At 43.9% G+C, this 15841-nt stretch carries 8 protein-coding genes; 2 read left to right on the forward strand and 6 right to left on the reverse strand.

Annotated features, from left to right (window positions below; all coding sequences use genetic code 11):
- Positions 1-166: 166 nt before the first annotated feature.
- Complete coding sequence (locus tag EAH55_RS22735) at positions 167-4495, forward strand: cache domain-containing protein (protein ID WP_121811659.1); 4329 nt, start codon at positions 167-169, stop codon at positions 4493-4495.
- 140 nt (positions 4496-4635) lie between these two features.
- Positions 4636-5202, forward strand: a complete 567-nt coding sequence (locus EAH55_RS22740) for a dihydrofolate reductase family protein (RefSeq protein WP_121811660.1) — start codon at positions 4636-4638, stop codon at positions 5200-5202.
- 67 nt (positions 5203-5269) lie between these two features.
- Here EAH55_RS22740 and EAH55_RS22745 read toward each other — a convergent pair whose 3' ends face one another.
- The 6 genes from EAH55_RS22745 to EAH55_RS22770 all read right to left on the reverse strand — a co-directional run bounded on the left by EAH55_RS22745 (position 5270) and on the right by EAH55_RS22770 (position 15597).
- Entirely contained in the window at positions 5270-6793 is a 1524-nt protein-coding gene (locus tag EAH55_RS22745; RefSeq protein WP_121811661.1) for a glycoside hydrolase family 32 protein, read from the reverse strand.
- Positions 6794-6812: 19 nt separating this feature from the next.
- The gene (locus tag EAH55_RS22750) at positions 6813-8414 is read right to left on the reverse strand and encodes a glycoside hydrolase family 172 protein (protein WP_121811662.1); all 1602 of its coding nucleotides are present in this window, start codon (positions 8412-8414) and stop codon (positions 6813-6815) included.
- 69 nt (positions 8415-8483) lie between these two features.
- Positions 8484-10205, reverse strand: coding sequence for a RagB/SusD family nutrient uptake outer membrane protein (locus tag EAH55_RS22755; RefSeq protein WP_121811663.1), 1722 nt, complete (start codon positions 10203-10205; stop codon positions 8484-8486).
- An 11-nt stretch (positions 10206-10216) separates the two neighbouring features.
- Positions 10217-13336, reverse strand: coding sequence for a SusC/RagA family TonB-linked outer membrane protein (locus tag EAH55_RS22760; protein ID WP_121811664.1), 3120 nt, complete (start codon positions 13334-13336; stop codon positions 10217-10219).
- A 24-nt stretch (positions 13337-13360) separates the two neighbouring features.
- Positions 13361-14260 (reverse strand): carbohydrate kinase family protein, encoded by a 900-nt coding sequence (locus tag EAH55_RS22765; protein WP_121811665.1) that lies wholly within the window; start codon positions 14258-14260, stop codon positions 13361-13363.
- 11 nt (positions 14261-14271) lie between these two features.
- Positions 14272-15597: a sugar porter family MFS transporter gene (locus tag EAH55_RS22770; RefSeq protein WP_121811666.1), complete on the reverse strand. Its 1326-nt coding sequence runs from the start codon at positions 15595-15597 to the stop codon at positions 14272-14274.
- Positions 15598-15841 lie beyond the last annotated feature (244 nt).

Here is a 15841-nt window from a genome sequence, read left to right on the forward strand (position 1 = left end):
TAAAAACACGCTTGTATTAGCCATCAACGCCAATTACTTTTATAAAATACTCATTATCAAAATAGTATTACAAAGCCGATATCCTGTTGACTGTTTACACCTCCTATTTTCACTGACACACGCTGGTTTAGCTCTGGTTTTACAATTTTTCTTAAAAGCCTAAATTATGTTCAAATTTCCTGCTATAGGTAAAAACCAGGTGGTTGCTATTGTCACTTTCCTTACATTGATCATGTTAGGGCTAAGTTACTTTTACATATACATACCGGCTAACGAAAAAGTTGTGCAGGAGCGACGATTTCGATGTTTGCAAAATATCAACATTAATATTCATTCAAAAATTATAAATAGCACCTGGATGCTGAATAACTTCCTGAAAACCTTTCCTAATGATGATCAGCTGCAGGATTACCTTAGTAACTATCCTAAAACCAACTTTACCCTGCTCCCGGTGTCAAGCCGCCTTAGCGGGCCGCAGATAAGGCAACAACTGCAAGGAGGTAAAGTTAAATGGGTTGACAGTTCTGTTAGTATCCGCACAAATGTAGCGGTACAGCAGTTAACCATCTTCCTTAACAAAACAATAACTATAAGCGGGCCGACCGATACCTTAAAAATGCGCATGGGTATCCGGTATAACTTTGATCATTTTATTAAACCCCTGCTGGTGCCCGACGTTTTTGACAACTATATTGTTTTTGAAAGCGACGCCTCAGACAAAGGCAAAACCGACGATAATATCATTTATGAAACCTTCCCTTCGGGCTTAAGCTATCAATCAAAAGATTCACTATTAACCTTTAAAAATAAGGTAAGCAGCCCGGGGCTTCGTAAGCTGAGTATCGGAGGTAAAGATTACAGAGCATTTTCACAACCGGTTAATCTTGATGGTAAAAACCAATTGATTGTTGTAGGCCTGGTGCCGGGAAAAAGCTATGACCAGGAGCGGAAGCGGCTACCGCTTGTTGTTGTGCTGTTGCTGTTAACATTCGCCACAGGCGCTATCGTATCATTGCCCTGGATAAAACTGTATCACACGGGCAATAAGGATAAACTCAATGCTGCTGATGGTATCGCCTCTGTACTGGTATCGATACTGATGATGGCGCTCATGTTTTTTGTGTTTATGTATTTTATACTTTTCGCCAATACGCATGGTAAAATATCAGCGTCATCAACATCATTGGCCAATGGTATTTCAAACGCCTTATCAACCGAGTTGGAAAACGCGTATCAGACACTCAAAAATTTCGATTCGCAATCTCATCTGTTTGCCAATGATGATATCGCCAATTTGGGTAAATCAAATTTAAAGTTCAGAACCCTATCATCGCTGGATACAAATTATAAACCGTACAGAGATCAACTAAATGCCTTTGCTAAACCAACCGCTTTAGAGGAGGCCTTTTGGATCGATTCGACCGGAAAAGAACTTCTTAACTGGAGCACCGATAGCGCGTTTACCCCTCGAAGCAACCTGGGCTGGCGCGATTATTTTAAAAAAATCAGGAGTAACAATACCTACAGTTTTAATGGCCATGAACTATATCTGGATCAAATTTTTTCTGTCACCAACGAAACCTTCAGATCTGTACTGGCTATAAAATCAACGTCAAAACTAAGTCAGCCGGCGGCTGTGGCAGCTATGACGTTTACGATGAAAAGCTTAGACCATGTTACAACGCCCGATGGCTACCAGTTTGCCATTATTAACAACAATGGAAAGGTATTGTACCATAGCATCACCAACAGAAATTTAAACGAGAACCTGAAAAATGAATTTGCTGATAGTACCAGCCTGGTAAGCTGCCTGGAAGCAAAATCAGACACCGGTTTTACCGCAACCTATTATGGGCGCGAACTCAATATTAAAATTAAGCCGGTAAAAGGTCTGCCTTATTTTGTAATAATTTTTGAAAGCCAGGAGTATAATGATAATCGGGATATGCAGGCCTATGCCTTCACCATAGCCATGTTGATATTTCTGCTGCTATTTCTCATCACACAGTTCGCCATAGTATTTTTTGTATCCGCCAAACGGTCGTTTTTTAAGAAGCAACTCTTTGAAACCTCATGGATAGGGCCAAAGAGATGTTTTCACAGGCAATACAATCTTATTATAGTTATCAATATAGTAGTTATTATATGTATGCTCGCAAGTATCGATCAGAATTCATTCCTTAAATCACTGTACCTCATCCTTTTTTCCATCACTTTCATAGGCATTTACCCCAACGTTTTATTTGCTATTGATTACGGCAGAAACCAAAGCTATAATCTGAATTTTAAGCTATATGCTATTGCATGGCTGCTTGCATTTATTCTGCTGGTTGACGGGGCCGCGCTTACTACACTTACGGCATACCACTTATATATGCTTTTTTTATATGAAGCAGGATTAATCTTCTTCGCGCTTATAGTTACCTCAGCCATTTATATCAGGCCGCTTAGTAACTGGTTAATGAGCAAAACCCAGCAACATTTTTTCCAATTGTTTATAACCATCAAATCGCTAAAAAAAACAGAAACCTCTTTCTGGACCTATACCCACAGCTTTGCATTTATGGCTACTACGCGCCTGGTTATAACCAGCGGCATCCCTGTGGCCTTCTTTTTTATATATGCCTCTAATTACGAACAGAATTTAGAGACCCGGTATAAACACTTCCACTTTGCTAAAGATCTGGTTCAAAAAATGCCGAAGAATACCATTGAGCAAGGCAAGCTCCCCGTTGGTGCATACATTGATAGTTCGTTCATCAATAATTATGGCATAGTTTCGGATCAAAAGCTAATTGACAGCGTTAAACAATACGGGCGGTATTTTAAAGAAGACTTCCTGACTGTGCAATTATTGAATGCTTTTAAACTGCAGGTAAAAGATATCGAAATAAGAAGCAGTAACATGGTTTATGCCAATGTAGGTTCCGATACTTTTTTCAACAAGCTTACCAACACAAATGACATATCAACAAATACGATTTACAAACTGACCGAACGCTCGTTCCTCGGCCTCGGTTCGGCTGCCCTTGGCTATCATCCCTCATTTGAGGCTATATTTGATTTACATTATTTGATACCGGTGATTCTACTCAGCCTTTTGGTTGTTGGTTTCTTTTACATGATCCATAATGTGATAAGAAAATTATTCGCTTTAGGGCTCCCCTCGCAGGATGGCTGGCGGGAAATGGATGAACAATTGCTGCTTGATGATAAACTTAACTCCCTGTTGTTAATAGTTGGGCCTCCGGGTTCAGGCAAACTAAAGAACATCCAGAATAAAATAAAAAGCAGGTTATTTAAAGACAAACACGGTAAACCCTTATTGTACAGTGAGGGCACCAGGCCCGACGATAATGTATTCGTAGCTGATATGATCAGGATTCCGACAGAAAATGATGATGAGGATTGGAAAAAATGCAAAGCAGATGCTTTAAAAAAAAGCAACAAACTTGTTATCATAAACCACTTCGAGTACAACATTAAAGACTCACAGACCAACAGCATAAAGCTCAATTTTCTGGAATCGTTGATGTTACAGGGTAAAAGTAAGATCATGATCATATCAACGGTGCACCCGCTTACTTTCCTTGATTCATTTACAGAGGAGCAAAGAAAAAACAATGCTGATAAAGCGCAAACCGCGGGCACTGCAAGTGCCGATTCATCTAAACGCGACGGCAATGTATCAGAAAGTGAACTGGAACGCTGGCATGTATTGTTAGGGCATTTCCGGATCATTATACAGCCATTGCAGGGCACAGGTGTACGGTTGCGGAAGAAAAAGAAAAACGCCGTTACAAGGGTACGCAGCAAAGCATCTGAGAGAGAATGGCGTCTGCATTTTGCGCGCCGGGTAAAACTAAAAGCAACGCCCACTGCGCCACATTTACCAAAGAATATCAAGAACTTAAGGCACAGCATTACAGAGGAAACACGATATACCCACTACTTGCACGATATGAAAGAAAAAGCGATGGACACCCTACCATTGCTCAATGATGAAGGCATAGGCATTGCAACCGATACCCTGATTTTTAAAATGCAGATCAGTTCGCATTATTTTTATACTTATATCTGGCAGTCGCTCACCAAGGAAGAGAAATTTTTGCTTTATGACCTGGCCGAAGATGGCTTGGTTAATCCTTACGATGATTATAACCTGAGCATGCTGATATACAAAGGACTGATCACCAGGAGCCAGGGCACCCTGATGCTGTTTAACAAAGGGTTCCGTAATTATATCCTGACCGCTATTGGCAACAGCGAGGTTGAACGCATCAAGGCCCAGGTAAAAGATACCGGTAACTGGAGCAGCCTGAAGGTGCCATTGAACCTATCGATAATAGGCATATTGATCTTCCTGATCGTATCGCAACAGGAAGCTTATAGTCAAATATTAACTTACATTACTGCACTTGGCGCCGGCATACCTGCTGTGTTAAAAGTGCTTTCTATGCTTGGTAGCAATAGTAATACTCAGAAAACTGCTTGAGGTTTAGCAAGTCTGTTAATACCTATCATTTTTTGCCGCAAATCACCTCTTGTTAGTCGTGATTACACCCGCCCTGTTACAAGGCCTTTAATGATCTTTGTTATGAACAAAACAACGATCATTTATTAAAAACTATTTATATGAGAAAGTTAAAATTACAGATACAGATAAGCATTGATGGTTTTGCAGCCGGTCCAAACGGCGAAAACGACTGGGTATTTCTTTCCGGCGGAGATGAAGCCGGTCTTCAAAAAATAGTAGATCTGGCCGACAGCAGCGATACCCTTTTGCTGGGCAGCAAGCTGGCCAAATCGGGATTCATGGATCACTGGAAAAATGTAGCCGATAATCAACCCGATGGCCCTCAGCGAACTTTAGGGCAATTGATTGTAAATATGCGTAAAGTTGTTTTTAGCAGTACGGAAACTGCTGTAAAGGGTGATAATGTAGAAGTTGAAAACGGAGACCTTGCTACCGTTGTAAAGGCACTCAAAAACCAGCCCGGCAAAGACATCCTTGTTTACGGGGGCATCGATTTTGTGAGCTCATTAATCAGCCTAAACCTTATCGACGAATATTTTATTTTCACATGTCCGGTTGCCATCGGAAGCGGACTATCCATATTTAAGGAGAGAAAGATTCTAAAATTGGAAAGCTCAGTAGCTTACAACAACGGGAAGGTGCTTAATAAATACCTACCGGTATAGGCTGACAAAAAGAAAAGCCGGTGTATCTTTTCAAGAAACACCGGCTTTTTACAGGAAACGATCTGTATTACTTTACATCGTTATTCAAATTCCACAATTTTAAGTTTTTAATAGCCGCCTCGCCATCGGCAAAGGCCGATAAACCTGTCGCTTCTTTATCCGGGTAGATCATTGTTGAAATTACTTTCTCACCATCGTTGCCAAATACTTCCAGCGAAGACCTGTCAACCAAGACCTTGATCTTAACAATTCCGCCGGTTATACTCATCGGAGCTGTTTGCACCAGGTTTTCGGGCGATTTATTATTCTTTTCGGAGCCGGTGCAGTCAACAAAGAGTTGTCGCTTTTCGGCATCATAGCCTACTACCACCTTTTTATCGGTACCAGCTTTTTCAACCACATTAAATCCAACCTTTTTGGCGTTTTTAATATCAAACTCCGCATCTATCCAGTATGCATTACCATCGCCTGGAAGTTTCAAACCAGAATTGCCAATAGAAGCATTCCTTTTTTCAACAGGCTTTCCTTTTGCATATTTAGGCAAAGCTTTGGTTACAAACACCGATGGCAGCTGGTTAAGCACCAATCCTTCACTTGTAGTTTTTAAAGAAAGGTCATGCGGGATAGACATCTGGCCTTTCCATGGGTAAGTTTCCTGTCTTCCGTTTTGCAGCCAGCCTAACAGGATCTTTTTGTTTTGAGGGGCATCACGCCAGGCTATGGCCGCGTAAAATGCATCGCCATAATCCGTTTTTAAAATTTTGCTGTTATCGTTGATGTTTTTGAAAGTTGTACCGTCAAAATCGCCTACAAAATACTGGATCAGCGGACCATGCTCGCCTCCCAGCGATACAAAGAGCACCCACTTGATATTAGCCGGATTACCATCAACTACCAACGGAAGTATAGACGGACATTCCCATCCGTTTTTGGTAAAGCCTGCCGGACCAAAATCACTTAGCTTAGTCCAATCCTTCAGGTTTTTTGAGCCGTAAAACCTAACCATATGTTCATCAACCATCGAAACGGTCATTACCCATTGTTTTGACTCCTCGTGCCAGAACACATTCGGGTCACGAAAATCATGCATATTCAAATCGATGACCGGGTTTTTAGCATACTGCTTGTAGCTTAAACCGCCATCGTTACTATAGGCGATAAATTGCGATTCCTTTTTCTGCTTAGGTTGATCGGCAGTGAAAATGGCTACCAATGGCGGTTTTCCGTTTACGCCAAAACCACTGGTATTATTTTTATCCAATACTGCCGAACCTGAATAGATCCAGGTAGTTGTGTCTTTTGTAACCACTTCGGGAATGGCAACGGGCAAATGTTTCCAGCTGATCAGGTCCTTACTGGTGGCATGCCCCCAGCTCATGTGGCCCCATTTGTTTTCGAATGGGTTATGCTGGTAGTATAAATTGAATTCTCCGTTTAAAAATATCAGGCCGTTAGGGTCATTTGTCCAGTTGTTTTGTGGCGTAAAGTGATATGTCGGTCGCCATTGCGGAGTTGGCACTCCCTCCTCCTGGGCAAAGGCGCTGCCTGTCATCGTGATTAATCCCAGGCATAATAATTTAGCTTTATTCATATACTATAATTTATCTTGGTTATTGTTTAGTTGTTGGTAATAGTGTTGGCTGGCTTTGTTTTTCGGCTACCTTGCTTTTTGCATTTTTGAACCCGTACCAGTAGGTAGTTGCCGCAAAATCGGCGGTTCCGTTTTCCCAGCCAATCATTTCCAGGCTGTACCTAAAATTCTTTTCAAAAGGAACAGCATCCAGGTTGCGGGTGCGTGTAAAGGTATTGTGCCCAAATGAATCGGGGTTATCTGCGCGCGGGGCGTTAGCAAACGGGGTTTGGTATAACACTACAGGAGCCCAGGAAGTATTGTAATAATCTTCTGTACCGGTGCCAAACTCGGCAGGAAAACGCTCACCATCAACCCATAGTTTCTGATCACCCTCGCCATACCATTTGTGCATGTGGTTATAAACCGCCAAAGCATCACCAATAAAAACTCCTTTGCCATTGATAGCGTTCAAATCCCATTCAATTGGTTTATTTTCTTCGTTTTGTTTAATAACAACGTTTTCTTCGCTTTTCCAGTTAGCATGAAAATACATGGATTGCGCGTCCCATGCCCATTTAGAAGTAACGGTCTGTACAGAAACACTCACCGGTTTATCCCCAGTATTAAGCAAGGAAATTCGCGCTGATGAACGATAAGGCATCACCCAGCGGCTAATCAGCGAGCTATCTTTACCGATGGTACGGTACCAGCTTTGCAATGGCTTTGCTCCTACTCCGCTCCCGGCGAAATCACCTACGGGGCACCATACGGTTTGTTCGCCATCAAATTTTATCTGCAATATGGTTGAGCGAAGCGCCTGTTCGTAATCTTCATTGTTAGATGTTTTTAGTTTTATTGCAAGGTAGCGCACAGCTGCCGATCCTTTGGGCAAGTCAATAGCAACCTGTTTACCTGGGGCAATCTCATGGTTGGCATTGATTCGCTTACCTGCAACTGCATTATCCGGATGCAATAGTTTCCCGTTAACATCATCTACCAATTTTCGGGCCTGATCAAGCTGTTGCAGGCTGAAAGTTTTAACGCTGGTACCTGCCACGTAACTACGGTAATTTACTTGATAATAGCGGGGCTGGTTATCGGGGTCGTTATCTTCAAATGTAATTTTGCAGTGTTTGGCGTAGGGCATTGGCAAATAAAGCGTACTTCCGCCCTTTTCCTTAGGCTCATAACTCGAATGCGCCTGCAACAATGCCGCACCCAGATTTAAGCCACTTTTCATCAGATCATAAGCCGGAACAGTAATAGCAGGTTCTTTGCTCCCGTCAAAATAGATCCTGATATTGCCATTACGTTTAAAAGTAGTAAGCCAAAAACGTACAATAGCACCCGGGCCATCAGCATCCATCATTACCAGTTCCCGGCGTCCGTTCACTGTTTCAGTTCGGATGTATTGTGATCTGTCGTCATTGGCGAACCAACCAGGCTGCCCGGGCAATACCGATTTACGGTCGTAACTGCTGACCTGCATCTCCTTATAATAAGGACGGGGCCAGCGGGCAACAGCACTAAAGTCGGCCTGTTCACGCAATAGCGAAGTAAGCGTAACTTCCTGCGCAAAGCCGGTTGTGCTGGCCACAAAGGCCAACAGGCAAACCGCCAGATATTTTAATTTAATCATATGATATCAATAATGAGAACCGCTCCGGTGTTTCGGAGCAGTTCCCGGTAAATTAAAACTACCTGCAATTTACCATCCGGTATTTTGTTTATACAGGCCTTTGCTATAATTTATTTGGTTTTGGGGAATAGGGAGATATTCATCACGATTTTTCTTGAAAGCCGCTCCCGAAAGATGCGGCGTGCGAGTTTTCTCGACAGCAAAATAACCATTGATAAAGCTATCGGCAATACCCCAGCGTACCAGGTCAAAGAAATGGTATCCTTCCATGGCAAACTCCAGCCTGCGTTCAAACCGTAATGCCTGGCGGGCAAAATCATTATTCCAGGTGCAGTTTACGCCAGGTTTATAGGTATCCATCAGGTAATTTGATGTCGCGGAGCCATCGGCTTGCTTCAGTAGGCCAGTGCTGTTTTTGGCCCGGGTCCTGACCATATTGATCAGCGGCAAAGCTTCCGACTCGCGGCCAAGCTCAATCAGCGCTTCGGCCTTCATCAGCAATACTTCGGCATAACGAATTACCGGCCAGTCTTTTGAACTCGACATAAACGGCGGGTACTTCATAAATGTAGGGTCGGTATAAGCCACCACTTCCTTCAAACTCATAAACTGATTATAAGTGGCCGGGTCGCGGCACCAGGCCGCGGCAAACACCAGGTTAGTTTGGTATTTGTACGGGTGCCCAGGAATTGCCGCCGTGTGATCTAACCTCACATCAAACGAGTTGTTTTTATAATCGGCCGAAGGCACAATGTCATGATCATTGAAAGTGGTGATCATCGGCAAACCTTTGGTATCGGTTTTAAAGGCATTAATCAGGTTGCTGCTTGGCTGGTGAAAACCACAGCAGCCGTATTCCACATTCATCGGATAGTTTACCCCCACACCTGCATCAATACGCCCTTCGGGGCTGCCATCACTTTTTGAAAACTGGATAGCAAAAACAGATTCGGGACCGTTTTCATATTGTGAAAGGAAATTGTTGGCAAAATCGGCAGATAAACCGTATTTGCCCGAGTTGATCACACTATCGCAATAGGTGTTTACCTGCTGCAATTTAGCCTGATCGATAGTGGTTACGTTGTTTTGGTCGTCCTGTTTATAGGCCTGATAAAGCAGCGTTTTAGCCAGGTATGATTGCGCGGCACCTTTGGTTATCCTGCCAACCTGCGTTTGCGTTACAGGCAGGTTATCAGCTGCAAATTTAAAATCGTTTGCAATTTTAGTCCATAGGCCATCACTTGAATAACTGCGGTTTGAAATGGTATCGTATTTGGTTTTCGGGATACTTTCGTCAATATAAGGGATCCGGTTAAACAAGATCTTCAGCAGAAAATAAAAGTGCGCACGTAAAAATCTCACCTCGGCCAGGCGCTGCTGCTTTTGAGGATACTCTGCCGTACTCATGCCGTTAATAAGGGTAAGCGCGGTATTACAACGGGCTACACCAATGTAAAGCCTGTACCAGGTGCCGTCAGATTCACCAATATCTACCCTGTTAAGCGAAAACAACTCATAAGCGTTAACATCACTTTGGTCTCCGGTACCGCCGCCGCCTTTGTAGGCATCTCCACCTCTTACGCTTCCGTAAGCCCACATGGTGGTATAAGGCACGCTCCAGTGGTCGTTTCCCAAAGCCGAATATGCTGCTATTACCATAGCATCAACATTGGCCGGGGTTTCCAGGGTTTCGTTAAACACTACGCCCTGCGGTAATTTATCCAGACTTTTTTTACAGGCGGTAAAGGCCAAAAGCAGTACCAGCGCTGTTATATATTTTATTTTTTTCATAGTTGTAATGATTAGTATGATAAATTGATGCCGATGGTGGTAACAACCGGAATTGGGTAAGCATTACCGGGATTTTCCGGATCGGGCGCTGTATACGATGAGCTTTTGAACCTAAGCAGGTTTGAAGCCTGTACATAAATTTTTGCTCGTGACAGCTTCAATTTCTTAAGCGCGTTTTTGAGATCGTAACCCAATTGTACATTCCTGAGCTTAAGGTAGCTGCCCGACTCCAGGAAGTACGTTGATGAACGCCCCTCGTTATTGGCACCGGCCATTGACAAAGCAGGAATAGTTGAAGTTGGGTTTTGGGGTGTCCACGCGTCAAGTACCCTGGTACCCCAGTTGGCACCCGGCGCAAGCGAAGTAAAATCTGTTAAGCTTTTATAGCTGTTAGATACCACACCACCTTTTACCCCCTGGAAGAAGAACGACAAGTCGAAGTTTTTATAGTTGATGGTGGTATTTAAGCCGTAAACAAAATCAGGGTCAGATGTGCCGATGTATTTCTGGTCGTTGTTATCAACTACGCCGTTGCCATCCAGATCCGCATAACGGATACGCCCCAAACCTTTGCCCGGCTGCTCGGGTGAATTATCAACCTCGGCCTGTGTTGTAAATAAGCCCTCGGCTACCCAACCATAAAAAGAGTGCGGTGTACGGCCAATGATAGTGTTGGTTGTGCCGTTGCCGGGGTAACCAATAATAGCATTATTAGGCAGGTAAGTAATTTTGAGTGCATTATGCGCTATGTTGCCAGTTAAAGCTATCGAAAGGTCATTATTGATTTGCTTGCTGTAAGATATGATGGCTTCGATACCTTTATTTTGAAGTGAAGCACCGTTGATCCACTCGTTTCCACCCTCACCTACAACACCTAAATATGGTGGGTTCAGTAAAATGTTCTTGGTGTTTTTGATATAGTAATCCAATGAACCGGTGATGGCGCTGCCGAACAAACCGAAATCAATACCAAAGTTTGATTGCGTGGTGGTTTCCCATTTCAGATCGGGGTTACCGGTTTGGGTAGCCGTAAAGCCCGATGGCAGGGTGCCTGTTCCGCGGCCGTCAATGTCATAGGCGCTGCCTGCACTTGGGTTCCAGGTAAGGTCTGTAGCGTAGATTGATTGGAACAGGGAATAAGTTGCATATGCCGGGATACTTTGGTTACCGGTTTGTCCCCAGCTGTAGCGCAGTTTTAAATCAGATATGGCAGGTATAGCTTTCATAAACTTCTCCTGGCTAATGCGCCAGCCTGCCGATGCAGCAGGGAAGTAAGCATATCTGTTATTGGCACCAAACTTACTTGAACCATCCCTCCTGATAGTACCCGACAACAGGTATTTATCGTTGTAGGTATAATTTACTTTAGCAAAATATGATTGCAGCGCATCAGCATTTCCGCTACCATTTGCCAGGATGCTTGAAGTACCCTGGGTAAGATAAGCGTAATCAATATCGGCAACTGCCAAACCCTGTGCGCTGGCGTTAAAGCCCTGGTTGTGGTTATTGATACTTTCGGCACCTAACAAGGCATTGATCTTATGCTTGTTGTGCAGGGTAACATCATAGGTTAATATATTTTGCCAGGTGAGCGAACCGCTGTAGTCAAAATCGGTATTAACCTGCGCAATGGTGCTTGATAAAAAGCCCGACTGGTATGGCTTCAGCAGGGTTCTATAATAACTACCGGCATAATCCACATCAAAGCTTGTTTTAAAGTTCAAACCAGGCAAAATATTCAGGTCGATATAGGTACTGCTCAGGATCCTGCCAAAGTTGTTATGGTTTTGTTGGTTATCATAAATAAGCCTTACGGGGTTTTGCCGGTCATCCATACCTGCCACCGGACCACCCCAGCCACCATTAATGGTATGCACCGGGATTATCGGGTTTTCGATGATAGAAAGATTGGTAATATCGCCTGTTGGCAGTATGGCATCTTTAAAGTATGTGGCGTTCAGGTTTTCACCAATCTTTAAACGACCGTTAAAGAAGTTATAATCAACATTGGCACGGGCCGTTACCTTTTGGCTCCTTGTTTTTTTGATGATCCCCTGGTTATCAAAATAACCTAAAGAAAGGAAAGAGGTACCATTTGGCCCGCCATTAGATGCAGCTATATTGTACTGTTGTAAAACTGATGGCTGCGAAATTTCATCAAACCAGCTTGTATTTGCCGACCGCATGGTTTTGGCAGCATCTACAAACTCGGGGATAATTACTTTATTTAAAACCGGATTTTTATAGTCCTTGTTCCAATCGTATTTATAAACGCCGTTGGTTGTTGACGGATCATAAGGATTTGCCGAGGCCGGGCCAAACAAATCGTCATTCACTACAGCCTGCCAGTACGCACGACCATGTTGCTCGGTATTTAAAACCGAGATCTTGCTGTTGTAATATTGAATTGAGGTAGAAGCATCAACATCTATCCTTTTGGTTCCGTTCTTGCCTTTTTTGGTAGTTACAATAACTACGCCCGCAGCAGCCCTTGAACCGTAGATACTTGCTGCCGATGCATCCTTCAAAACCTGGATAGACTCTACGTCGTTCTGGTTAATCTCCTGCAGGCCACGCTGCGTCGGGATTCCGTCAATCACATATAAAGGGTCGCTGCTGATGTTGAGCGTGGTTTGCCCACGCATCCTTACGGTTACAGAGCCATTTGGCGAACCATCTTGTGTAACAGTTAGCCCCGGTACCCTGCCCTGCAAGGCTTTGATGGGGTTGCCTGCCGGGATGTTCTGGATATCGGCCATTTTTACTACGGTTACAGCGCCGGTGAGGTCTTTCTTTCGCTCGGCGGTATAGCCGGTAACCACCACCTCGTTAAGATCGTTAGCCCCAAGGTCAAGCACTACGCTCAAATTCTCGGTATTTTTAACAACAACAGTTATGGCTTTGCTGCCAACGTACGAGAATTTAAGGGTTTGACCTACGGAAGCCTGAACGCTGAATTTACCCTTGGCATCCGTTAGGGTTGATGATTTACCGCCTTCTACCGTTACGGTAACTGCCTCCAGCGGAACGGAGGCTTTGTCGGTCACAGTGCCGGAAATTGTCCGGACCTGTGCGTAGCTGCTTATTGCTATCATAAGCATGATACAGCAGGTTAGTAATAGTTTTCTCATTATAGATTTATTTTGGTTAAAAATTTATTGGCTTTTGAATTGTAAGAAATCGGTAATCTGGTATTCGGGGCAACCTCCTTTCCTTGTGGCTACAAATGCGCCCATGGCGGCAGCGTTATCGATCACTTCCTGCGGGCTGTAATGATAGTGTAAACCGGCAATGAATGCGGCTAAAAAAGCATCGCCGCTACCAATGGTATCTACCACCCTAACAGGAGGGCAAGAACCATGATAATAACCCGATCTTGAATAATAGGAAGCACCGGCTTCGCCCTTGGTGACAACTACTTCGGGTATGTTAAAAGTTTCCCGCAAAAACATGATCTGATCGTGCTCCTCGGAAAATTGGCTTCCGAAAAGTGTATTGCAGCGCTTTAGTTCCGAAAGGTTGAATTTTACGATATCGGCCTTGTGCAGCAGTTCTTTCAATATCTCCTTTTTTACATAAGGTTCGCGCATGTTAATATCCAGCACCCTGGTTGCCCCGGTTTCCAACAACTCAGATAGGGTATCGCGCGAGGTTTTATTGCGGGACGATAAACTTCCGTACACCAGGAAAGAGGCTTCGTTAACTTCATTGGCTGTCTTATCATCTTTATTAATAAAATCCCAGGCAACGGGGTATAATATTTCGTACGAGGCATCATTCTCCTCATTCAGGATCACCCGAACCTCACTGGTGTCATATTCACTATCGTACTGAAGCAAGCTTTGGCCTACCCCCCACTTTTCCAGCAGCTTTATAAGCTGATATCCGTTGATATCCTCACCTACTTTACTGATAATACCGGTACTTACACCCAGTTTGTTTAAATGATAAGCCACGTTAAGCGGCGCTCCGCCGGGCTGAGGGCCATCGGGCAGTACATCCCAAAGTATTTCTCCGTAGCAAATGGCGTGATGATTGTCTTGAACTTCATTCATGGCTTTGAAGATTAATGCATAACCATATTAGTTTCAATCTGCTCCAGTGAGCGGCCTTTGGTTTCGGGCATAAACCGCCACACAAAAACCAGCTGGCATACCATCATGATGCAGAAAAAGGAGAAGGTAACAGCGCCGCCAAGCGACTCGGCCAGGTAAGGGAAACAAAACGCGATGATTGCAGCCATGATCCAATGGGTTGAGCTGCCGAGCGTTTGTCCCTTGGCCCTAACCTGGTTAGGAAAAATCTCGGATATAAATACCCAAATCACGGCCCCTTGCGAAAAAGCGAAGAAAGCGATGAACACCATCATGTACATAGGGATGGCGAAACCGTTGAAATGCCCGGAGTAAAACGTTAAGGCTACTAAGAAGAGGGATATGATAAGGCCGAATGAGCCAACCAGCATCAGGGTTCGGCGGCCAACCTTATCAATAATATTGATGCCCAGCAAGGTGAATATAAAATTCACCATCCCTATCCCCACGGTTGAAAGCAATGATGAATGCGCGCCGAGGCCTGCCATTTCAAAAATGCGCGGCGCATAATAAATGATGGCATTGATGCCCGAAACCTGGTTAAAAAATGCAAACAATACCGCCAGTATAACAGGTGTTTTGTATTGCCCCGAAAAAAGACTGGTGTCGGTGGCACCGTCATGCAGATTAGAGGCCTGGATGGCTGCAAGTTCCTGCTCACAATCAAGCGGGTTAATGATGCGCAAAATCTCCAAAGCCCTGGTAGTTTCCCCTTTTTTGAGGATAAGCCAGCGCGGACTTTCCGGTATAAAATAGATCAGCACAATAAACAACAATGAAGGAATTGTCTGTACGCCCAGCATCCATCGCCATGAGGCATCCCCGCCCTGGCTGAGCAGGTAATTAGATAAATACGAGATGAGGATACCTAATACCACATTGAATTGAAACAGGCCAACCAAACGGCCGCGACGATCAGCGGGTGAAACTTCGGAAATGTAAATAGGCGCGGTTACTGATGATACCCCTACGCCAAGGCCACCCAATAACCTGAAAACCAAGAAAACATACCAGTTATCGGCCAGCGCGGTACCTAAGGATGATAAGAGATAAGCCGCAGCCACAAAGTACAAGGTATTTTTCCGCCCGAAAATATCTGAAGGGCGTGCGCCCAGCAAAGAGCCAATAACGGTGCCTATTAAGGCTATTGAAATGGTAAGCCCATGCTCAAAAACAGAAAGATGCCAGAACTGCTGGATTGATTTTTCGGCCCCGGAAATTACAGCCGTATCAAAGCCAAACAAGAAGCCGCCAAGGGCTACGACCATGGACCACGCCAGGACGGAATGTTTATTCATAAATAGTTGTTTATTATAATTGGTTTAACTGGCCGCAAAATATTGCCGTACCGCCTGGCAGCGATAGCGAAATAGTATCAAAAACGTTTGAAATCGTTATTTAATTTATGCAACTAATAATCAAGCACTTATTAAGAAACATCGGATTAAATTACCGGGTACTTCCAATTCTGTATCATCAATTCTTCGTTATTGTACCATAAGCGGCATTGCCCTTTCGTAAAAATGTCAGTACAACATTTGT

Source organism: Mucilaginibacter kameinonensis (assembly GCF_003675385.1).
In the GTDB taxonomy this organism is placed as follows: Bacteria; Bacteroidota; Bacteroidia; order Sphingobacteriales; family Sphingobacteriaceae; genus Mucilaginibacter; species Mucilaginibacter kameinonensis.